The sequence below is a fragment of the Acinetobacter bereziniae genome (genome assembly GCF_016576965.1).
GTDB lineage: Bacteria > Pseudomonadota > Gammaproteobacteria > Pseudomonadales > Moraxellaceae > Acinetobacter > Acinetobacter bereziniae.
Genome location: NZ_CP066119.1, coordinates 236,491 through 257,306, shown reverse-complemented (window position 1 = coordinate 257,306; position 20,816 = coordinate 236,491). Strand labels below are relative to the sequence as shown.

Sequence of the window (20,816 nt, the reverse complement as noted above, 5' to 3'; positions counted from 1 at the left end):
CATGAACTGGCTATTGGTGGGTGCAAGTAATGTTGCACAGGAATGGATTATTTCGGCGATCAGAGCAGTTGGTGACGAAGTGACCGGTATCGTCAGCAATGATTTGGTACGAGCTCAAGACTTTGCCCGTAAACAAAATATTCAAAAATTTTCTCATGATTTAAAACACGCACTTTATGACAATGAGGTTGACGCTGTTTATATTTCGAGTGCAAATTCGCTTCATGCCGAACAAGCAATGATTGCTTTAAAAGCAAAAAAGCACGTGATGTGTGAAAAGCCGATGGCACTCAGTATCTCAGATGCCCAACAGATGATTGAACAGGCAAAAATCCATCAGGTGGTTTTAGCTGTCAATTATCATCTTCGAAATTCTGCTGTCATACAAAAAATACGTGAACTCATTGCAAACAATTGTATTGGTGAAGTGCAGAACATTCGATTTTGTCATGCTGTCTCTCTGCCGAAGAATTTACAGAGCTGGCGTATCCACACACCTTCAGAAGGTGGTGTTATCCTTGATATTACTGTTCATGACATTGATACACTTCGCTTTTTACTTAACGATGAACCTATCAGCGTAAGTGCTATGGCTCAAACAGGAGTGCTTAGCCCGAATAATGTGCCTGAAACAGTGATGGGTACAATTGAATTTGCGAAAGGTGCATTGGTCAGTTTTTATGATTCTTTTACCGCACAATATTTTCAAACCAGTATCGATATCATCGGGTCCAAAGGAAATTTACAGGCATCGAATACATTGACCCAACATGCTATTGGAGAATTACATCTTAACAATGATAAGGGTTGCCAACGTATTCCAATTGAGCATCACAACTTATACGTCAGTTCTTTTCAACAGTTTAAAAATGCCATTCAAAATCGGGGGCGACCTGCTGCAACAGCCTATGATGGTTTACGTTCTTTAGAAATTGCTTTAGCAATACAACAAGCCATTGAAAATAAAAAGCATATCTCGCTTACTTTAGGAGAATCACTATGTTTTTAAATCATCAAACAGATATTCTCATCATAGGCTCTGGTATCGGTGGCTCAACAATGGCAGCAGGTCTTGCCGCAAGTGGTCTGAATATACTTATTCTTGAATGCGGTATTCAACTGCCCGATTCTCCAATCAATGAAGATCAAGATAAGATTTTTACAGAGCAATACTTTAAGCCCAATGAAGAATGGTTGGATAAAGATAAAAAACCTTTTAAACCAGGCAATTATTATTATGTGGGTGGCAACTCCAAATTCTTTGGTGCTGTTCTGGCAAGGTATCGTCAACAAGACTTCTTAGAAATGACACACCAAGGAGGAATCTCTCCAGCATGGCCATTTACCTATCAAACCTTAGAACCGTGGTATGCAAAAGCAGAAGTACTTTTTAAAGTGAGGGGCGATGAACATTTTGATCCTACCGAACCTTACCATTCAACGTCTTATCCATTTAAAGCAATTGAAGATGAACCAGCAATTCGCGCAGTCAAAGACCAACTCAAGGCTCAAGGTCTTCATCCTTATCCCTTACCTTTGGCAATGGATATTGAACAATGGAAACAAACTCGTAAAGTACCTTGGGATGCGCACCCGCATTTTTTTAATGGCAAAATTGATGCAGAAACGGGACCACTGCTTCAGGCAATTCAATACAACAATGTGAGATTACAAACACAGAGCAAGGTGATTCAGTTAAAAACCTCTTCAACAACAAACCATATTGAAGAAGTGTTTTTTTCACACAATGGCAAGCTTGAATCCATTCGACCTAAACTGGTGGTGCTCTCAGCAGGTGCTATTCACTCAGCAGCACTATTGCTTCGTTCAAAAAATCAAAGCAATCCAGAGGGTTTATCCAACAGTTCTACTATGGTTGGGCGTAACTTCATGAATCATAATTGTTCAGCAATTATCGGTTTTAATCATCGATATACCAATGATTCACTTTACTCAAAAACTTTTGGCATCAATGACTTTTATTTAAATGATGGTGTTAATGGTTTACCACTCGGCAATATTCAGCTTCTCGGCAAAGTTTCGGGCAAAATTCTGAAATCCAATATCCCATTTATACCCGCTTTTGCTTTGAATTATTTCAGCAAACATAGCATCGACTTTTATGCCATGAGTGAAGATTTGCCCTCCCCACATAATCGAGTTTTTGTTGAAAATGACAAAATTAATTTGGTATGGGAAAGAAATAATTGGAGTGCACATCAGAAGTTAGTACATAAATTTAGTGCAATTCTGAAAGATTGTGGCTTCTATTGGGTTCTTCAACAACCATTTGATAAAAGAACACCGTCGCATCAATGTGGCACTATTCGTATGGGGCTTGATCCTCGGACTTCACCCCTCAACAGTTTTTGCAGATCTTATGATCATGATAATTTATTTGTGGTTGATGCAAGCTTTTTTCCAAGCTCCGCAGCCGTAAATCCTGCGCTCACCATTGCTGCACAGGCATTAAGAGTTTCTGATCATATTCTGTCTGCATCCTATTTTTAACTCAGGTGATCAAACACTATTGATCATAAAAATATGAGTAAAATAGTTAAATACTGATTTCAGCAAATTTAAAAAATGTATTTAGACTAAGCCTTGCCAGTGCAATAAAAGCACTCTTAGAATGAGCTAAATAATAGGTACGATATAATCAAGATGCTCAACTTAACTTTACGCAACGAACAAGCAGATGATATTGAAAGTATTTTCAATATCACACAACAAGCTTTTGAACATGCAGCACATACAGATCACACCGAACACTTCATCGTGAATGCACTCAGGGAAGCAAATCAATTAAGTATTTCGATTGTTGCTGAATTTGAAGGCAAGATCATCGGGCATGTTGCGATTTCACCTGTGGTGATTTCCTCTGGCGAGCCAAACTGGTATGGCTTAGGTCCAGTTTCTGTTGTTCCAGCGTACCAACAACAAGGTGTGGGTAAGGCGTTAATACAAGAGTCCTTACAACAACTCAAACAACTTGGCGCTGCGGGATGTGTAGTCCTTGGTGATCCTGCTTACTACTCAAAATTTGGCTTTAAACCTTATGCCCATTTGATCCTTGAAGGTGTCCCTGCTGAATACTTTCAAGCCCTTGCCTTTACCCAAGATATTCCTCATGGGAAAGTCAACTATCATGCTGCATTTGGAGCAACCGCTTAACTTGGCTGACTGGATATAAAAAAAGGTGACTTAAAGTCACCTTTTTTCATTTTAATCGTACTTAGAATGCTTTGGTTAGCGTAAACACAGCACCTGTTTCAACTCCACGTTTTGAAGCGTTGGTAAAACCATCTGTATCAATATTTGTCCCTACAGCAGCAAGTTCCGCAGTAACACCTGGAATTGATTTAACAGTGTAGTTAACCCCAACTTTCCAGTCTACATAGTTGTCTTTACCATCTGGTAATGCTTTTTCATCCATTGTGGTATAACCCACATTGGCAACACCACCAAAACCAGTATCGCCGAATGGTGCAGAATAACCTAGGTTAAAATTCCAGCTATTTCCACCGACCGCAGCCCAGTCATTGGTATAGTTCACGTTTGTTAATAAGCTTCCACCTTTCACAAACACATCTGCAAATATTAATTTTGCGTAAAATTCAGTCCAGTTAAAGTCACTGCTTGCACTTGGGTAGTTATATTCAACCACACCAACATCTAAAGTTGGCTTAAACGTTGGTGAAAGTTCTAATGGTGTTGTAAAACCGATCGATGGGTCTAATTCTAAATGAGGATCTGACTCGCCAAAGTTCACATTGGAACCCCATAGACCAACATATAGACCTGAGGTATGTGATAAAGTGAAGCCTGCTTGTACTGCTGGATCGCTCATTGTTTGCGTCATACCACGAAAGCGATAGTCATTGGTTATGGCAGCACTTCCTGAGAAACTTAAACCTAATTTTGACAGTGCGTTATCTTCCGCCATTGCCATAGTTGCTGTAGACGATAAAACTGCCAATGCTAGTGCTTTAGTTGAGAATTTCATCTTGAGTGCTCCCCCATCATACGATGTTTATTTGTTATGCTAAAATTTGATGAACTCCCTAAGCATTTAGCAATTGCCATGCCAAGAATATTTTTTAATTTTTTATAATTTTGATTAAAACACCCCAAACTATTGATCATAAATAAAATTATTAATTTTTTTTGTTGGATAAAATTTCTTTTTCTGAGTTGTGTACGGATCATTAGATCATTGAACACGAAATGACGATGCTTCATATTTACCTACTTTCAGCATGATTTTGACTGCTGATGAGTATGTAAAACCGTCGCATAAATTTTCTATCATTGATGTGATTCGTGACATAAAAATCTCATAAATATTTTTCAAAGCTTAAATGTCACAACACTGCAACAAAATGTACTATTTTTGATCAAAAACAGATTTTAACTTAAAAAATGCTTAAAAAAAGTGCATGCCCAATCTTAGGTCATGCACTGTGTTAAATTTTTGAGCATAAAAATGGGGCTTGGGTATCAGCTAAAAATTGTAGATCAAGCCAAGTACCATGTGATCATCATAATCTTCTCCAATACGACTCTTGCCACCTACGACGTAATCAAAAGATGCCAACAGCCCAGTATTTGCAATTGACTTACTGACACCTATACGCGCTTCATTGAAGGTAAAATTCTTTTTCGATTGCACAATCTGATTATCGTGCTGAGTATTGTAGAAAGAGCCGCCAAAAGATGTATTAAACACAAATTCATGCGCTAATGGATAACTATAAGCTGCACTTAAATAGACATCACCCGCATTGGCATAAGATGAATCAGCGAGCATTACTGCCGCACCCACTGTTAAATTCTTATAAACAATCTCAGCTAAAATATCTAAATCATCAGTTTTACGATGATCCCCCTGCTCAGCGTAGACCGTTCCACCATGATGGTACACATAGGCTGTGGTTTTAAGGTTGTAGCGCCAATTTTGATCAATTTCCTGTCCATATGACACATAGAAATTATGTTCAAAGCCATGATCTTGTCTGTCATCTGATGGATCATAGCCTAAAGTCGAACCCCAATAGCCTAATGTTATGCCACTTTGATGCGCATAGGCTAAACCGCCTTGCATTGCAAGATCTTGATTTTCCTCACCACCGCGATAGATATACTTAGATACCACTCCTATATTTCCAGAAATTATACTATTTTCAGCAGAATGATCTGTCTGATCCGCAAATACAGAACACGATACAACACAGATAGGCAAAGCCCATAAAATTTGGGAAAAAATTGAATTCATGAAATTAAATAAGTAAGAGGAAAAATTTGCTGAAATTTTACTGTTTTTTTGAATTTTTGGTAAAAATAGTGGCTACAGAACAACCAAATCCATTAAAATAATGGAAATTTCAAACAATTTAATCATATTTAAGCAACTTTAGAATTTTTTTTCATAAAGAAATAAATTAATATTGAGTAGAAAATTACAAAAATGTAATATTTTTAATCAAAGGTCATTCCCTTTTTATAGATTAAATATACAATTCATCCATTATCTGCTCTGAATTCAATCAGTCAGTACCATTTATTCTCGTTCACGAGGCAATTCATGTTGAATGCTCCAAAACTTACTTTAGCTATATTAATTAATGCTGCTTTAATTACACCTACATTTGCTAGCGAACAAAGTGATGCAAAAGGTTTCGTTGAAGATGCCAAAGGTTCTGTATTGTTTCGTACTGGTTACATCCTTCGCGATAAAAAACATGGCATCGAAGACCAAAGTTCATTTGCACAAACTGCAATTGTTGACTTAGATTCAGGTTTCACACAAGGCGTTGTTGGTTTTGGTGTGGGTGTTGTGGGTGACGGTTCTTTTAAAATTGGTGACAACCAACATTCAGGCAACAACATGATCCCTCGTGATGATCAAGGTAATCCTTACCATCACTGGGCTCGTGGTGGTGCAAACGTGAAAGCACGTTTCTCAAACACCACTGTGCGTTATGGTACTCAAGTTTTAGATTTACCTGTATTGGCAAGTAATACCACACGTCTTGTTCCTGAATACTTTACAGGGACTTTATTGACCAGCCGTGAAATTAAGAACTTAGAACTTGTTGCTGGTAAATTTACCAAAGACCAAATGTCTGATCATATCAATACAGACAGTAATCATCTGGATGATGCCATTGTTTGGGGTGCTAAGTACAAGTTTGATGACCAACTCAGTGCATCTTATTATGGTTTAGACTCTAAAAATGCTTTAGAGCGTCATTATATCAATGCAAATTATAAATATCCTCTAGCAAATCAAAGCTCTTTGACGTTTGACTTCAGTGGCTATCACACTAAGTTTGATAAAAATGCCAATACTTACTCGGCAACGGGTCCAGTTAATGCTGACTATGCAGAAACAGGTAAAGCAGGCGTAGAAAAGACCAATAATATTTGGGCGTTGTCTTCAACCTATAATCAAGGTCCACACAGTGTGATGTTGGCTTACCAACAAAACACGGGTGATGTTGGTTATGACTATGGTCAAAATGCCGATGGTTTCCAAAGTGTTTATTTACCAAACTCGTACTTGTCAGACTTTATTGGTAACCATGAAAAATCTGCTCAAGTTCAATATAACTTAGACTTTGGTGGTTATGGTGTTCCTGGATTAAACTGGACGACTGCATTTGTTTATGGTTGGGATATTAAAGTTCGCAATGTGACCGACAATGCTCAAGAACGCGAATTCTTCAACCAAGTGAAATACACTATGCAAAGCGGTTTTGCAAAAGATGCAAGCTTACGTGTTCGCCACTCTTACTACCGTGCAAGCGACGCGTATAACCCTGTTTATATCGGTGATACCAACGAATGGCGTATTTTCCTTGATATTCCTGTGAAATTTTTCTAATTTAAAATAGAAAAACGACCAAAAAAAACCTGCATTTTGAACTGAACCCTATAAGTTGGACACAACTTATAGGGTATTTTTATGAAATACAATTTAAAGTTTAAACAAGCAGTCATTGCTTATTATGCTCAAGGCCATTCTAGTTTATCAACAGCCAAGCATTTTTCGATTAGTGATAAGGATGTCTCTAAATGGTTGGCTCAATTCAACTTAGGTGGAATTGATGCAATAAAACCAAAACAGAATAAGACAATTTATACAGCTGAATTTAAATATAAAGTATTAACAACTATGCAGGATGAGCGATTAAGTTTATCTGATACAGCTCTTCGTTTTGGTATTTCTTCCCCGAGTTTGATCAGTGTATGGCGTAAAATCTATCAAACCGATGGTATGCTTGGACTAGAACCAAAGTCTAAAGGAAGAGCACCCATGTCTAAAAATAAACATAAATATATTGTTGATAAACCTGATCATGAAAAAACAACTGCTGAGCTTCAGCATGAACTACTCTATTTACGCGCTGAGAATGCTTACTTAAAAAAGCTCGACGCCTTGCTGAATCCACCCAAAAAGGACAACAAGCAAGGTTGATTGATCAGATGAGTACTGAGTTTGCTTTGCCATTGCTTTTAGATATTGCTGAGTTATCGAGGAGTAGTTTCTACTATCATAAAGCCAAGCTAAATGCCGTAGATAAATATGCAGAGCTCAAGCAACGAATTTGCCAAATTTATGATCAGCATAAAGGTAGATATGGTTATAGACGAATCACTTTAGCCTTGAAGCAACAAGGTCTTCATCATAACCATAAATTGATTGCTAGGTTGATGAGAGGCTTTGGTTTAATTTCATTGATTCGGCGTAAAAAGTACAATGCCTACAAAGGTACATCCAATAAAATAGTCAAAAATAAACTCAAACGTAACTTTGAAGCGAAGCGACCCAATAAGCGTTGGCTGACAGATATAACCGAATTTAAAGTTGCTGATACGAAGTTATATTTATCTCCGATTTTAGACTGCTATAACAATGAGATTGTGAGCTATACACTTTCAAGACGCCCAGTATTTCAACTTGTTAAAGATATGCTTGATCAAGCCATAAGTCATTTACCAAACTCACGAAAACACAAGCTTATGCTTCATTCAGATCAAGGCTGGCATTATCAAATGAGCCAATTTAGGAGTACGCTTAAAGCGAATAAGATTAAGCAAAGTATGAGTAGAAAAGGGAATTGTTGGGACAATGCTTTGATGGAGAGTTTCTTTGGTACATTAAAATCAGAGACGATTTATCTAGAGAAACCAGAAAGCATTGAAGTCTTAGAGCAACAAATTCATGACTACATCCATTACTATAATCATGAGAGAATACAAATTAAACTAAAAGGATTGAGCCCTGTTCAATTCAGAACTCAATCCAGCGTTAACTAAACTGTCCAAGATTTGGGGTTCAGTCCATTTAATCATGCAGGTTTTTTATTGGTTTGAAGATTATTTAATCTTCAAACCGCATTTCTATCAGGCTTATTTTGCTGCTTCGATTGCTTTTAATACTTCAGCTTTAGCAACTTCAGAACCTTCCCAACCTGTCAATTTAACCCATTTCCCAGGCTCTAAATCTTTGTAATGTGCAAAGAAGTGTTCAATTTGATTCAACAACAAAGCTGGAAGATCTGAATATTCTTTCACATCTTTATAAAGCGGTGTTAATTTGTCGTGTGGTACAGCGATAAGTTTAGCATCGATACCACCATCATCTTCCATGTTTAATTTACCCACTGGACGACAACGAATCACTGAACCATGTACCAACGGATGTGGTGTAACGACCAATACGTCTAATGGGTCACCATCTTCAGACAAGGTATTTGGAACATAACCGTAGTTCGCTGGGTAGAACATTGCAGTACCCATGAAACGGTCAACAAATAAAGCATCTGAATCTTTATCTACTTCATATTTGATTGGTGCAGCATTGGCTGGGATTTCGATGATTACATAGATGTCATTAGGTGCATCTTTACCAGCAGGAATATTGCTATAGCTCATAGGATACTCTTTGAAGTGAGGTCTTATAAAAAATCTTGACGATTATAACGCTAAAATACGCGAACAGCTGCGGATTATACATTTTGCATCATCAAAATGAATGGATTTCGTCTAAATCCACTCAGACAATTCGAATAATCAATAATAATAAAATGATTGGACAAGCCATCGATAGAAACCAAATGATTGAGCGTAATGCTGAAATATTGGCTAGATAACAAATCCCATAGATAATGCGCAGTACAATATAAGCAATCCCCAACATCATGATCAAATGTTGTGAGACCACCATATACTCAGCCATAAGCACAGCGGCAATAAATAAAGGTAAGCTTTCAAAACTATTTTGTTGTACCGCATTGGCGCGTGCCGACAAGCCTGTGCTTTTGGCTAAAAAGTCACGAGGATTCTGGTTATCTGCGAGTTTAAATCCCCCAGATACTTTCGCAATAATGGTAAAAACATAAGGAAGTAAACAGGCAATTAGAATTAAATATATGATGCCATCTATCCCAGACATGATTTTTTCTCATGAAGTGTTAATGCAGGTTATCATAGCATGGCAATAACAGAATATTTTTTGTTTAATGCAGAGTTTTGCAAAATTGTGTAGTGAGGACAATGTCGTGCAGCCCGACCAAAATGAATTGTTTGAAGTTTTAGAGAAACAACGCCAGCAACATGCCGAGATTGATCGTATTCTTAAAATTGTGCTGCCTATTTTGGCATTTTTATTATGTGTGATTTGTGCCAATTATAACTGGCAGTCAACATTAGGCACGCTTATCATTTTAATTGTGGCTTTTTTTGCGGTTGCGATCAAACGAATGAATCTATATTTGTGGCTTGCGATCATTATCATCTATTGTTCGATTGATATTTATATGAGTTACGGCAGTATTGTTCCTTCTGCTTTAGGTCGTCAAATGGGAACAATGTTGACCTTTACTGCGATTGTAGGTTTAAGCCGTCCCTATATTGATGGTTGGTATAGTCGCTCAAAGCAAAATTTCTGATTCTATCCATCGTTGCACTGTTCTATGTTACAAAAAAAAGCGCCAATCTTGGCGCTTTTTCAATTTGAGTTTTTGCTTATTTACGCAAATCTTTACGTAAGATTTTACCTACATTCGATTTTGGTAAATCATCCATAAACTCCACATAACGTGGGCGTTTGTAGCCAGTTAAGTTTTGTTTTGCAAATTCAAGAACTTCTTCTGTTGTTAATGAAGGATCTTTTTTCACAACAAACAGTTTTGGCACTTCACCAGATTTTTCATCAGGTACACCAATCGCTGCAACTTCAAGCACTTTTGGATGTTGTGCAATGACTTCTTCAATTTCAGATGGATAAACATTAAAACCAGACACTAAAATCATGTCTTTTTTGCGGTCTACAATTTTGAAATAACCACGGGCATCCATGACACCGATATCACCAGTACGGAAATAACCATCAGCTGTCATCACTTTCGCAGTTTCATCAGGACGGTTCCAATAACCTTTCATGACTTGTGGTCCACGAATCGAGATTTCACCTTGTTCACCTTGTGGTAGGTGGTTGCCATCATCATCAAGGATCGCCACATCAGTCAAAGGTAATGGAACACCGATTGTACCGCTGAATTCAGTCGTTGCAGGTGGGTTAGCTGTTGCAACAGGCGAAGTTTCAGATAAACCATAACCTTCAATAATGATGGTACCCGTCACTTTTTTCCACTCTTCCGCAGTTGAAGGCAATACAGCCATACCACCGCCCATCGCCATTTTTAAATTGCTGAAATCGAGCTGTCTAAATTCTTCGTTATGTACCAATGCATTGAATAATGTATTGACCGCTGGGAAAAAGCCCGGCTGATATTTACGTAATTCTTTAATCACCGCAGGTAAGTCACGTGGGTTAGGAATCAGAATATTTGCTTGACCTTTGTACATACCATAAAGTGCACACACCATAAATGCAAAGATGTGGTAAAGCGGCAATGCACAGAAGATACGGTCATCTTTAGCACCGTCACCCTGACCAAACTTACTTTGGAAAATACCATCACATTGCATTAAGTTTGCAACTAAATTGCGATGAGTCAGTTCAGCACCTTTTGAAACGCCTGTAGTACCACCTGTATATTGCAACACAGCAGTATCACTCAACGTCATGTTAGGGCGTTTGTAGTTGCTTGGACTTACTTTTGCCAATGCGGCATTAAATTTAATATGTCCAGGAATGTTCCAATCTGGAATTTGCTTACGTACTTTACGTAATACAAAATTCACTAAAGTACCTTTTAAAGTACCTAGCATGTCACCAACAGAGGCAACAACCACATGTTTTACTGGCGTTTTTCCGATAATTGCTTGGTAAACTGTTGCAAAGTTTTCAACAATAACCAATGCTTCTGCACCTGAGTCATTTAACTGATGCTCTAGTTCACGTGCAGTATAAAGTGGGTTGACATTGACAAGCACTAAACCTGCACGGAATACCGCCAAAGCAACAATAGGATATTGAAGGACATTAGGCATCATTACTGCGACACGTGCGCCTTTTGCCAAACCCAAACTTTGTAAATAAGTTGCAAATTTACGGCTTGCCAATTCAAGATCACTGAATGACATCACCTTATCCATGAAGATAAAGGCATCACGCGAACCAAACTTTTGGAAATTACGCTCAAAAATATCAATAAGAGAAGTATTTTCCTGGGGCAATTCTACAGTCTCTGGAATCCCAGTCTTTTGGTATTCAGCGAACCAAATCTTTTCCATAATGCCATAATCTCCAATCAGTAATCCTTAGTTTTAAACTGTTTTTCTCAATATCGAGCATAATTTTTTGGCTTCTTTGTGCTCAATATTGCATCCATTTCCACGAACACATTGCATATATAACGTATTTCGATCCAAGGATGCTAGTTTTATCTTTGAATCAACAGTTTATTTGCTTTTTGATATCCACGGGGTAAGAGTTGACCTTTCGATGCTCGTTTACCAATATACTTCTGTAAATCATCACCTTTTAGTTTTAATTGTTGCTGTCCTGCAAGCACTTGAATTACATCATCTAAATTCAACGTTAGCATAAACTGAATATATTCATCAGCCTCAAGTTGTATCAACTTGTTTCCCTTTCCTTTATTCAGCGTTGGCAATTCTGACAAATCAATCAAAAGTAAACGTCCTACTGAACTGAGTATAGCCAAATGAGTCTGATTTTCAACGACCTCTATCGGCATAGCTTTCGCATCATCTGTTACAGTCAAGAATGTTTTACCCGCTTTGGCATTGGTATCCAATTGTTTCGCTTGAGACTTAAAACCATAACCTCTTGAACTTACAGCAATAATTTCTTTATCTTCATCCCCTACCAGTACTTGAATAAAGCTCACACCGTTAGCAGGTGACAGTTTTGAACTCAACGGTTCTCCCAAACCACGTGCAGAAGGCAAACTATTTATTGACAAGGCATAACTTCGACCGGTCTCATCCAAAATATACACTTTTTGATTCGACTTACCTTGTGCAGAACTCAAGTACTGATCGCCTGCACGGAAATTCAATTTCTCAACATCAATTTCATGACCTTTGGCTGAACGAATCCAACCTGCTTCTGAAAGAATTACTGTGACAGCTTCAGCAGGCATCAAGTCTTGCTCGCTCATTGCCTGTGATTCTTCACGTTGCACAATTGGTGAACGGCGATCATCACCAAATTTTTTCGCATCATCTTTAAGCTCTTCAATAATCAAAGATTTTAAAGATTCTGGATTTGCCAACTGCTCACGAATCACCGCCGCTCTTGCCTCAAGTTCTTCCTGCTCACGACGCATTTCCATTTCTTCAAGTTTTGCCAAATGACGTAACTTGAGTTCTAAAATCGCTTCAGCCTGTATTTCATCAATATTGAAACGCATCATTAACACAGGTTTTGGCTGATCTTCTTCACGAATGATTTTGATCACTTCATCAATGTTTAAATAAGCAATGATCAAACCACCTAAGATATGCAGGCGCTTTTCAATCTTGTTGAGATGATATTGCAGTCGACGTGTGACAGTATGTTTACGAATTTCAATCCATTCTAATAATATTCTGCGAATTGATTTGACTTGTGGACGACCATCAGCTCCGATCATGTTCATATTGACACGATAACTGGATTCTAAGTCTGTAGTCGCAAACAAATGACTCATTACCGCTTCTGCATCAATACGATTTGAGCGCAGTACAATCACTAAACGTGTTGGGTTTTTATGATCTGACTCATCACGTAAATCACTCACCAAAGGCAATTTTTTGGCTTGCATCTGATCTGCAATTTGCGTAATAACCTTAGAGCCTGAAACTTGGTAAGGCAGTTCAGTTATGACGATTTCATTTTTTTCAATATGATAAATTGCACGTGTTCGGTAACTTCCACGCCCTGTGGTTTGGAGCTTAAGTAATTCTTCACGTGAGGTAATAATTTCTGCTTTGGTCGGCAAATCAGGTGCAGGAATATATTCTGCAACTTTTTCATCGGTTAAATTAGGATTACGAATTAATGCAATTGTGCCTTTGACCACTTCACGTAAGTTGTGCGGTGGAATATCGGTCGCCATCCCAACAGCAATACCTGTTGTACCATTCAGCAAAATATTCGGTACACGCGCAGGTAAACTCACTGGCTCTTTCATTGAACCATCAAAGTTATCTTGCCAATCACAAGTACCTTGACCTAACTCTGATAATAATAAATCGCTATAAGTTGAAAGTTTAGCTTCGGTATAACGCATTGCTGCGAAAGACTTAGGATCATCAGGTGAACCCCAGTTGCCCTGACCTTCAATGAATGGATAACGATAACTAAATGGCTGAGCCATCAGCACCATAGCTTCATAACATGCAAAGTCACCATGAGGATGATATTTACCCAGTACGTCACCGACTGTACGTGCAGATTTCTTTGGCTTACCACTTGGCTTTAATCCCAACTCGCTCATCGCATAGACGATACGGCGCTGTACAGGTTTTAAACCATCACTGATATGAGGCAGTGCACGATCCATGATCACGTACATGGCATAGTTCAGGTAAGCTTGTTCAGTAAATTCTGCTACGGAACGGTTTTCTGTCGCATGATGCGCAAGGCTTGTCATAACAACCTTTTATCCTAATTAAATTCGTTCTAAATAAATGCTGATGTATCTACATTCTTATGCTAAGTCGCAGCGCCTGACGACACAAGCACAAGTGTACGCCACAACGACAAATTGCGTCTTTCGGTGTTTCTAATGACGTAAAATTATCCACTTTTTGGAAAATGAGCAACTTTTATTTAAATGGTTATTTTAAAATTCGAATATACGCTTTATTTCAAACGAAATTTATAAATGCTGAAACTTATTAGAGTGGTCCAATTCGTGCGTTTATAAAATGGATGCTCAAACTCAGCAACCATCCGATCCCATATAAAAACAGCAAAGTAACAGGAACCACTAAGCTATACGCTTCCATCCAAGACAACCGATCCAATAAAGGACCTAACCCTATTACATTAAATGCTGACACTTGAAAACCTATGGGTAATTGTAAGAAAACAAAATTTCCTTTGTTATCAGTCATTGGATCTAATGCAATATAAAGACAAAATGCACTAAGCAAAAGATAAATAATACAGAAGCTTAATCCTATTTTACTTTTCATTATTTCGCCTCAATTCTTGTTTGATCTAATCCATAATATAGCGATAAATTGTTTGTTTTTTAATTCAATATACGAAAAATTAAAACGGCTGATCGCTAAGATTAACCCGATATCAGCCATTCTACACTTATTATTTGTTATCGTTTTTTCGGCGCTTTACTTTTAATACTTCTAATCAACGACTATAACCCAATCTCTTCTAAAGTCTTGCCCTTGGTTTCTTCACCCAAGACCAGTACAACAGCTGCTACTGCTAAAAGTACGGCTGTAAACATCATAAAGACTGAACTAAAACCATTGCTTGCCACCATCATATGAGTGACGACCAGTGGTGCAACGATTCCGCCAATACGCCCAATCGCAGATGCCCAACCTGAGCCAAAGGCACGAATATTGGTAGGATACTGTTCAGGCGTATAAGTATATAAAACACCCCACGCACCCAAATTGAAGAAAGACATTAAACAGCCCCAAAACATGATCATATTGACTGAGGTGGCTTGTCCAAAGAAATACGCAGATACCGCACACATCGCAATAAAGCCTGCCAGCGTAGCTTTACGCCCCAGCTTTTCAACCAGCCAAGCAGCAGCAACATAACCCGGCAACTGCGCCAAAATCATGCCCAAGACATATTCAAAAGACTGCACGATGGTATAACCTTGTTTGACCAACAAACTGGGTAACCATGTAAAAATGCCATAATAAGAATAGACGATACCAAACCAAATCAACCACAACATCAAGGTCCGGCGGGCAAAAATGCTCGACCACAGTTGAGTGAAGGAAAGATTTGGCTTGGCGGCAACAGGTTTGACTTCAATCGTAGTGATCACTTCTACACCACATTGTCGTTCAAGTTTTTGTACCAGCGCATGAGCTTCGTCAATGCGACCACGATTAATTAGATAAGGAACAGATTCAGGCACTTTTTTCAAAATCATGAAAACATAAATGGCAGGTAATCCACCAATCAAAAATGCGATATGCCAACCATAATCAGGGATCACAAAGTATGAAATCAAAGCTGCAACTAACCAGCCTAACCCCCAAAAACTTTCAAGCAAAACAATAAACCGACCTCGAACCTGAGCAGGGATATATTCACTGACCAGCGTCACAGCAACAGGCAATTGCCCACCCAACCCTAATCCGACAATAAAACGGAAAATCAACAGCCATGTCAGATTCGGCGCAAAAGCACATAACGCGGTTGCAATGCTATACGTCACCAAAGTAATCGCAAAGACTGTTCTTCGACCGATTCGATCAGCCAAGCCACCTGAAAATACAGCACCGATTGCCATTCCGACAAAGCCAATAGAGACCACCCAGCCTTTTTCCGTAGGTGTCATCTGCCATTCTTCTGCCATTTTGGTCAAAATAAATGAAATCAGACCTGTATCCATGGCATCGAACATCCACCCCAGTCCGATCACCCACAGCAAAGTATAGTGAAACTTCCCAATGGGTAGACGTTGTACACGTGATACTAAATCCATAAGACACTCAATAAATAGGTAAATTGATCGACAAGCGTGGTATACACTTTATTTTTGAAGAGTTAAGTTCAGAATTTCTCCCGACAATCCGTCAAAATCTTTAAATTCTTGAGAATGAAAACCATTGTTGATCAAAATTTTTCGAGATGGAATATTTACAGGATCAATAATGGTGATTAAATCCGTCAACTGAGACTACCTTTTTGCATGACATCAACTTTTTTGACGAGTTGAAAATTTGCTCTAAAATCTAAGGTTGTAAATTTTTCAAGTTTAATCTTTGGGTTGCCTCTATATGACATATACAACCTCAAATTCGGCGATAAATCTTCAAAATACTCTTCTAAATAGCATCACTATATTCAGCTTTCATCTTTAGAGGAGGCTGATTGTCCATCATCATCTTTATAAATAAATTTCGGCATTTCTAAACCAAAATAAATGGCAATACAGCGTAGCGCAAAACCAAACACCAATGTCGAAATTACAGTGATTTCTAGAGATAAGCCAAAGTCTATACAGAACCAGTAGAAAATAACAGCAACAAAGGAAATTGATGCATACAACTCTCGACGGAATACCAACGGAACATCATTACACAAAATGTCTCGTAAAATACCGCCTGACACACCTGTCAAAACACCAGCAACTGCTGAAACAACAAAACCATGCCCCATCTGTAACGCAATCTGACAACCAATAATGGTAAAACCAATTAAACCCAAGGCATCTAACAATAAGAAAATGGAGTGCAAATGCTTCATCCATTTAGCGATGAGAATTGTGACAAAAGCCGCGCAGCATGTCAGTACAAGATATTCAGGATGTTTCACCCAAGTGAGCGGATAATGTCCCAACAAGACATCACGGACCGAACCACCGCCGAGTGCGGTTACACAGGCAATCAACACTACACCAAACCAGTCCATACTACGTCGTCCTGCTGACAACGCTCCCGTCATGGCTTCTGCTGTAATTGCAATAATATAAATAATGGTCAGTAACATTGCCCTTCATCCACTGATGGGTAAAAGATGCGCGCTATTTTAAGTCAAAACGAGCTAAAAGCTACAAGAATTGCGCACAACATTGCTTAAATTTTTTTGTTGATCCGCAAACACAAGGCTGTTTCATTGTAACTTGCTGATCTGTGGTTGGATCTAAAAAATACCACTGACCTACATGATAGACAAAATGTGAAACTTCATGATGAATCTGCGTTTGCTGACCATCATGAAAATGTGCTTTAAACTCAACCTGAGCATGATTTTTATCCAGCTTTTCTTTGGCTTGAACTACCTCTAATTTGAGCCACTGATTAGACTTACTCCATGCCGCAATCGCCTGTACATCCAATGCTTGCTGCTGCCCCAATGCAGTGGTTGCCACAATATATGCAATCTCTTGTTTGGCAAATGCGCTATAGCGAGATTTCATTAATTGCTCAGCTGTCTGGGCTTTTTTTTGCCCCAAATGTAGTGGCTGACAACATTGACTATATTGCGCCGAACCACAGGGACAGGATAGATTGGACATAGAAAACTCAAAATCTGAATAGGCTTAAATGATAATGCAACCCTACTTAAAATCGAAACTTTTCACAAAAATATAGCGTTATAAAAACAGCTGATTTAAATGATGCAAGTTTTCAAGAATACTCAAGTCATACCACCAGATTATTCATATAAGTCATTTACTTTGAATGATTTACTCCAACTCGACTTTAAACCTTTTATACGAATTTTTAGTGACTGTTTGATGCTTTATTTGTTTTGCTCTTTTAAATAAACCGTGGAAGATCTCTCTATCCTAAAGCAACATGAATGTCGCCATTGGCTACGCTACAGCTTATTCCGATCATCTGAACAAAAAAATAAGCCAGTTTTTCAACTGGCTTGTTTTCAATATCCTTGCTTTCAATATTAAGGTTTATTCTGAGTCTTTAGATGGCGACAATGCCACAATATGAACTTTTTCAATCTTATGCCCATCCATCGTGACCACTTCAAACTCATAACCATCTGCTTGTAACTTCTGACCATTTTCAGGTAAGCGACCAAGATGGAACAAGATATAACCCGAAAGTGTTGAATATTGCTCTGACTCATCTACCAAGTCTCGACCTAACAGCAATGAAACATGGCGAATATCGGTTGAACCTTCCAACATCAATGAACCATCTTCCAAGCTTTCAGCAGCAGCTTCCAACTCATCTTCATCAGGGAATTCACCTGCAATCGCCTCAAGTACATCAATAGGCGTGGCAATTCCCTCGATTGAACCATATTCATTGAGGACAATCGCCATTTGCAAAGGTGCTTGACGTAGTTGCTCCATCACCATCAACACTTGTGCATTTTCATGAACAATGACAGGTTCACGTAAGTGTTTGTCAAAATTCAAAATACCCGTTTCAATATAATCATTGAGCACTTTATGCGTGAGCACAATACCTGCGATATTGTCTAATTCACCATGCGCCAAGATCAGTCTTGAGTGAGACATTGCCATTAAATTTTCTTTGATGGTGGCTTCGTCTTCATCCAAGTCCAACCATTCTAATTCTGGTCGTGGCGTCATGACTGATTTCACTGGGCGCTCAGATAAACCCAATACACCTTGTACCATGACACTATGGTATGCCCCATTTTCATCATCAAAGATTTCATCTGCTAAAGCTTGTGTTGCAATCACATCATCGGCTTTACCATTTTGACTTTCTGCATTTTTGCCCCCTAACATTTTCAACACTGCTGAAGCCGTACGGAAACGCAAATCTGTGGTTGTGACCATCTTTTCTTGGTTCTTACGCATGGTTTGGTTCATGAACTCAATCAATACCGAGAAACCAATGGCAGCATATAAATAACCTTTCGGAATATGGTATCCAAAGCCCTCAACAATCAATGAAAAACCAATCATCATCAAGAAGCCTAGACATAAAATCACGACAGTCGGATGTTTGTTGACAAAGTCCATCAAAGGTTTAGATGCCCACAGCATAATCCCGACGGCGATCACCACAGCAATCATCATCACTGAAAGCTCTTTCACCATACCTACCGCAGTAATCACACTGTCTAGGGAGAATACAGCATCAAGAATGACAATCTGAACAATCACCATCCAAAAAGCCGCATGGACTGGATTTTCTTCTTTTAAATCCTGTCCACCTTCAAGGCGTTCATGCAGTTCCATTGTGCCTTTAAAAAGCAGGAATACCCCACCAAACAACAGGATAAGGTCACGACCAGAGAAAGGGTGGTCGAAAATATGAAATAAAGGTGCGGTGAGCGTAACCACCCAAGCAATGGATGCCAGTAAAACCATACGCATACACAGCGCAAGCAACAAGCCTAAAATCCGTGCTTTATTACGTTGCTCTGGAGGAAGTTTTTCTGCCAAAATTGCAATAAAAACAAGGTTATCAATACCTAGAACTATTTCCAAAACAACCAAAGTCGCCAGACCAACCCACGCCGAAGGATCGGACATCCATTCAAGTATCATTGATCTTGCTCCATTGCAGTTGCGCAATTGATATTTTCAGCATTTGAGAACTGTAAATTTCGAAACAGAGAAGAAAACTTTAGTTTATTTTGAAATATTTTTTTGTCTAAAGATTGTGCATTTTCGGAGCGACTACAACCACTACCCATGATGATTCATTTGTTGATAAACAGGCTTTAATTATAGGCAGTTTTGATAAAAATTTCATCTTATTTGTATGGGATTTTATTTGCTTAGCGCATAAATCGTAACTCACTATATTGTCGTAACGCCGGAGATCGCTCATTTTCATGATTTGCTCACTCTCACCTCAATAGCAACCCTTAACGATACAAATCATTGCAAAAGTGCCTATAACGCAACATGTTTTTGTCATATTTCTTGCTTAAGGTAGTCGAAATACATAAGAACATGATAAGTTAAGGTGAAAAAATAAATGATGAATAGTGTATTGCCTGTAATGATAAATGAATCGTTAGAATTAGATCAGCAAACTCCTAAAGCAACTCAATGTTTAATTGCACTGTATTGTGGCTCCCGACCTGGAAATAATCCGACTTATAGAGAAAAAGCAATTCAATTGGCTCAAGGCATAGCCGAACATGGTTTTGGCATTGTCTATGGTGGAGCCAGTATTGGTTTGATGAGACAAGTTGCAGATACCGTGACTGAACATGGTGGTGATGTGGTAGGCGTGATCCCTGAATTTATGCTGGATTATGAAATTGCACATAATCAACTGACTGAACTACACATTGTACAAAGTATGCATGAACGAAAAGCCATGATGGCAGATCGTGCCAGTGCCTTTGTTGCTCTTCCAGGTGGTTTTGGAACCTTTGAAGAAATCTTAGAAGTCGCCACATGGGGACAACTCAATCAACATCAAAAACCCATGATGTTATATAACGTGAATGGATTTTATGACCATTTGATTGCCCAGTTAGATCATGCTGTTGTTGAAGGCTTTTTACCACCACAACATCGTGCCAAACTGATTGTGTGTAACCATGCTGATCAAATCTATAATGCAATTAAAAACTTAGAAGCGCCTAAACAATTCGTCGTCTAAGCTTTATATCGTCAATCGATGGAATGAATAAGATGAATTTTCAAAAACTCATCTTATTCAGTCTGATAGGGTTCAACTTTTGATCAATCTATTCAAATTAGATCAATAAC

At 38.5% G+C, this 20,816-nt stretch carries 19 protein-coding genes and 1 pseudogene; 8 read left to right on the top strand and 12 right to left on the bottom strand.

The features are described 5' to 3' along the window. Position 1: 1 nt before the first annotated feature. From I9192_RS01185 to I9192_RS01175, 3 genes are all read left to right on the top strand, one after another. The gene (locus tag I9192_RS01185) at positions 2-1,009 is read left to right on the top strand and encodes a Gfo/Idh/MocA family protein (protein WP_200150065.1); all 1,008 of its coding nucleotides are present in this window, start codon (positions 2-4) and stop codon (positions 1,007-1,009) included. After that, positions 1,000-2,511 (top strand): GMC oxidoreductase, encoded by a 1,512-nt coding sequence (locus I9192_RS01180; protein ID WP_200150064.1) that lies wholly within the window; start codon positions 1,000-1,002, stop codon positions 2,509-2,511. The genes I9192_RS01185 and I9192_RS01180 overlap by 10 nt, the downstream gene beginning before the upstream one ends. A gap of 153 nt (positions 2,512-2,664) precedes the next feature. After that, positions 2,665-3,174, top strand: coding sequence for a GNAT family N-acetyltransferase (locus tag I9192_RS01175; RefSeq protein ID WP_200150063.1), 510 nt, complete (start codon positions 2,665-2,667; stop codon positions 3,172-3,174). A gap of 61 nt (positions 3,175-3,235) precedes the next feature. Here I9192_RS01175 and I9192_RS01170 read toward each other — a convergent pair whose 3' ends face one another. Next, complete coding sequence (locus tag I9192_RS01170; protein WP_200150062.1) at positions 3,236-4,006, bottom strand: TorF family putative porin; 771 nt, start codon at positions 4,004-4,006, stop codon at positions 3,236-3,238. A gap of 498 nt (positions 4,007-4,504) precedes the next feature. After that, positions 4,505-5,275: a TorF family putative porin gene (locus I9192_RS01165; RefSeq protein WP_005034486.1), complete on the bottom strand. Its 771-nt coding sequence runs from the start codon at positions 5,273-5,275 to the stop codon at positions 4,505-4,507. A 309-nt stretch (positions 5,276-5,584) separates the two neighbouring features. Here I9192_RS01165 and I9192_RS01160 point away from each other — a divergent pair, with 309 nt between their 5' ends. The 3 genes from I9192_RS01160 (at position 5,585) to I9192_RS01150 (ending at position 8,322) form a co-directional block, all read left to right on the top strand. Then, the gene (locus I9192_RS01160; protein WP_005034487.1) at positions 5,585-6,886 is read left to right on the top strand and encodes an OprD family outer membrane porin; all 1,302 of its coding nucleotides are present in this window, start codon (positions 5,585-5,587) and stop codon (positions 6,884-6,886) included. Positions 6,887-6,967: 81 nt separating this feature from the next. Beyond that, positions 6,968-7,480, top strand: coding sequence for a helix-turn-helix domain-containing protein (locus I9192_RS01155; protein ID WP_005029281.1), 513 nt, complete (start codon positions 6,968-6,970; stop codon positions 7,478-7,480). Then, the gene (locus tag I9192_RS01150) at positions 7,477-8,322 is read left to right on the top strand and encodes an IS3 family transposase (RefSeq protein WP_010591792.1); all 846 of its coding nucleotides are present in this window, start codon (positions 7,477-7,479) and stop codon (positions 8,320-8,322) included. Before I9192_RS01155 ends, I9192_RS01150 begins: the two co-directional genes overlap by 4 nt. Before the next feature lie 93 nt (positions 8,323-8,415). On the opposite strand, the gene ppa is transcribed toward I9192_RS01150, so the two are convergent. Together ppa and I9192_RS01140 are read right to left on the bottom strand one after the other, a co-directional pair. After that, positions 8,416-8,940, bottom strand: coding sequence for an inorganic diphosphatase (gene ppa / locus I9192_RS01145; protein WP_004825594.1), 525 nt, complete (start codon positions 8,938-8,940; stop codon positions 8,416-8,418). A gap of 121 nt (positions 8,941-9,061) precedes the next feature. Then, positions 9,062-9,460 (bottom strand): MAPEG family protein, encoded by a 399-nt coding sequence (locus I9192_RS01140; protein ID WP_004825596.1) that lies wholly within the window; start codon positions 9,458-9,460, stop codon positions 9,062-9,064. A gap of 67 nt (positions 9,461-9,527) precedes the next feature. Between I9192_RS01140 and I9192_RS01135 the strand changes: the two genes are divergently transcribed. Further along, on the top strand, positions 9,528-9,956 hold the full coding sequence (locus tag I9192_RS01135) for a hypothetical protein (protein WP_010591096.1): 429 nt from the start codon (positions 9,528-9,530) through the stop codon (positions 9,954-9,956). A 76-nt stretch (positions 9,957-10,032) separates the two neighbouring features. On the opposite strand, the gene I9192_RS01130 is transcribed toward I9192_RS01135, so the two are convergent. The 8 genes and pseudogenes from I9192_RS01130 to I9192_RS01095 all read right to left on the bottom strand — a co-directional run bounded on the left by I9192_RS01130 (position 10,033) and on the right by I9192_RS01095 (position 19,634). Further along, positions 10,033-11,706 carry a long-chain-fatty-acid--CoA ligase gene (locus I9192_RS01130; RefSeq protein WP_005034492.1) on the bottom strand — a complete coding sequence of 558 codons (1,674 nt, stop codon included), beginning with the start codon at positions 11,704-11,706 and terminating at the stop codon, positions 10,033-10,035. A 149-nt stretch (positions 11,707-11,855) separates the two neighbouring features. After that, the gene (parC, locus tag I9192_RS01125; protein WP_200150061.1) at positions 11,856-14,075 is read right to left on the bottom strand and encodes a DNA topoisomerase IV subunit A; all 2,220 of its coding nucleotides are present in this window, start codon (positions 14,073-14,075) and stop codon (positions 11,856-11,858) included. Positions 14,076-14,322: 247 nt separating this feature from the next. Continuing rightward, a complete protein-coding gene (locus I9192_RS01120) occupies positions 14,323-14,622 on the bottom strand; it encodes a hypothetical protein (RefSeq protein ID WP_009584008.1) in 300 nt (99 codons plus the stop codon). 182 nt (positions 14,623-14,804) lie between these two features. Further along, on the bottom strand, positions 14,805-16,124 hold the full coding sequence (niaP, locus tag I9192_RS01115; protein ID WP_200150060.1) for a niacin transporter NiaP: 1,320 nt from the start codon (positions 16,122-16,124) through the stop codon (positions 14,805-14,807). Between the two features lie 48 nt (positions 16,125-16,172). Then, a pseudogene (locus tag I9192_RS22210) lies at positions 16,173-16,304 on the bottom strand (GNAT family N-acetyltransferase); the annotation flags it as partial. Between the two features lie 182 nt (positions 16,305-16,486). Next, a complete protein-coding gene (locus I9192_RS01105; protein WP_004825611.1) occupies positions 16,487-17,131 on the bottom strand; it encodes a trimeric intracellular cation channel family protein in 645 nt (214 codons plus the stop codon). A gap of 61 nt (positions 17,132-17,192) precedes the next feature. Further along, entirely contained in the window at positions 17,193-17,660 is a 468-nt protein-coding gene (locus I9192_RS01100; protein WP_151750949.1) for a YchJ family protein, read from the bottom strand. 393 nt (positions 17,661-18,053) lie between these two features. Beyond that, positions 18,054-19,634, bottom strand: a complete 1,581-nt coding sequence (locus I9192_RS01095; protein ID WP_004825615.1) for a TerC family protein — start codon at positions 19,632-19,634, stop codon at positions 18,054-18,056. Positions 19,635-20,070: 436 nt separating this feature from the next. Between I9192_RS01095 and I9192_RS01090 the strand changes: the two genes are divergently transcribed. Continuing rightward, positions 20,071-20,706: an LOG family protein gene (locus I9192_RS01090; RefSeq protein WP_370469254.1), complete on the top strand. Its 636-nt coding sequence runs from the start codon at positions 20,071-20,073 to the stop codon at positions 20,704-20,706. The last annotated feature ends 110 nt before the right edge of the window (positions 20,707-20,816 follow it).

Coding starts and splice junctions, on each gene's coding strand:
- I9192_RS01185 (WP_200150065.1), top strand. CDS start 2: ATGAACTGGCTATTGGTGGGTGCAAGTAATGTTGCACAGGAATGGATT.
- I9192_RS01180 (WP_200150064.1), top strand. CDS start 1,000: ATGTTTTTAAATCATCAAACAGATATTCTCATCATAGGCTCTGGTATC.
- I9192_RS01175 (WP_200150063.1), top strand. CDS start 2,665: ATGCTCAACTTAACTTTACGCAACGAACAAGCAGATGATATTGAAAGT.
- I9192_RS01170 (WP_200150062.1), bottom strand. CDS start 4,006: ATGAAATTCTCAACTAAAGCACTAGCATTGGCAGTTTTATCGTCTACA.
- I9192_RS01165 (WP_005034486.1), bottom strand. CDS start 5,275: ATGAATTCAATTTTTTCCCAAATTTTATGGGCTTTGCCTATCTGTGTT.
- I9192_RS01160 (WP_005034487.1), top strand. CDS start 5,585: ATGTTGAATGCTCCAAAACTTACTTTAGCTATATTAATTAATGCTGCT.
- I9192_RS01155 (WP_005029281.1), top strand. CDS start 6,968: ATGAAATACAATTTAAAGTTTAAACAAGCAGTCATTGCTTATTATGCT.
- ppa (WP_004825594.1), bottom strand. CDS start 8,940: ATGAGCTATAGCAATATTCCTGCTGGTAAAGATGCACCTAATGACATC.
- I9192_RS01140 (WP_004825596.1), bottom strand. CDS start 9,460: ATGTCTGGGATAGATGGCATCATATATTTAATTCTAATTGCCTGTTTA.
- I9192_RS01135 (WP_010591096.1), top strand. CDS start 9,528: ATGCAGAGTTTTGCAAAATTGTGTAGTGAGGACAATGTCGTGCAGCCC.
- I9192_RS01130 (WP_005034492.1), bottom strand. CDS start 11,706: ATGGAAAAGATTTGGTTCGCTGAATACCAAAAGACTGGGATTCCAGAG.
- parC (WP_200150061.1), bottom strand. CDS start 14,075: ATGACAAGCCTTGCGCATCATGCGACAGAAAACCGTTCCGTAGCAGAA.
- I9192_RS01120 (WP_009584008.1), bottom strand. CDS start 14,622: ATGAAAAGTAAAATAGGATTAAGCTTCTGTATTATTTATCTTTTGCTT.
- niaP (WP_200150060.1), bottom strand. CDS start 16,124: ATGGATTTAGTATCACGTGTACAACGTCTACCCATTGGGAAGTTTCAC.
- I9192_RS01105 (WP_004825611.1), bottom strand. CDS start 17,131: ATGTTACTGACCATTATTTATATTATTGCAATTACAGCAGAAGCCATG.
- I9192_RS01100 (WP_151750949.1), bottom strand. CDS start 17,660: ATGTCCAATCTATCCTGTCCCTGTGGTTCGGCGCAATATAGTCAATGT.
- I9192_RS01095 (WP_004825615.1), bottom strand. CDS start 19,634: ATGATACTTGAATGGATGTCCGATCCTTCGGCGTGGGTTGGTCTGGCG.
- I9192_RS01090 (WP_370469254.1), top strand. CDS start 20,071: ATGATGAATAGTGTATTGCCTGTAATGATAAATGAATCGTTAGAATTA.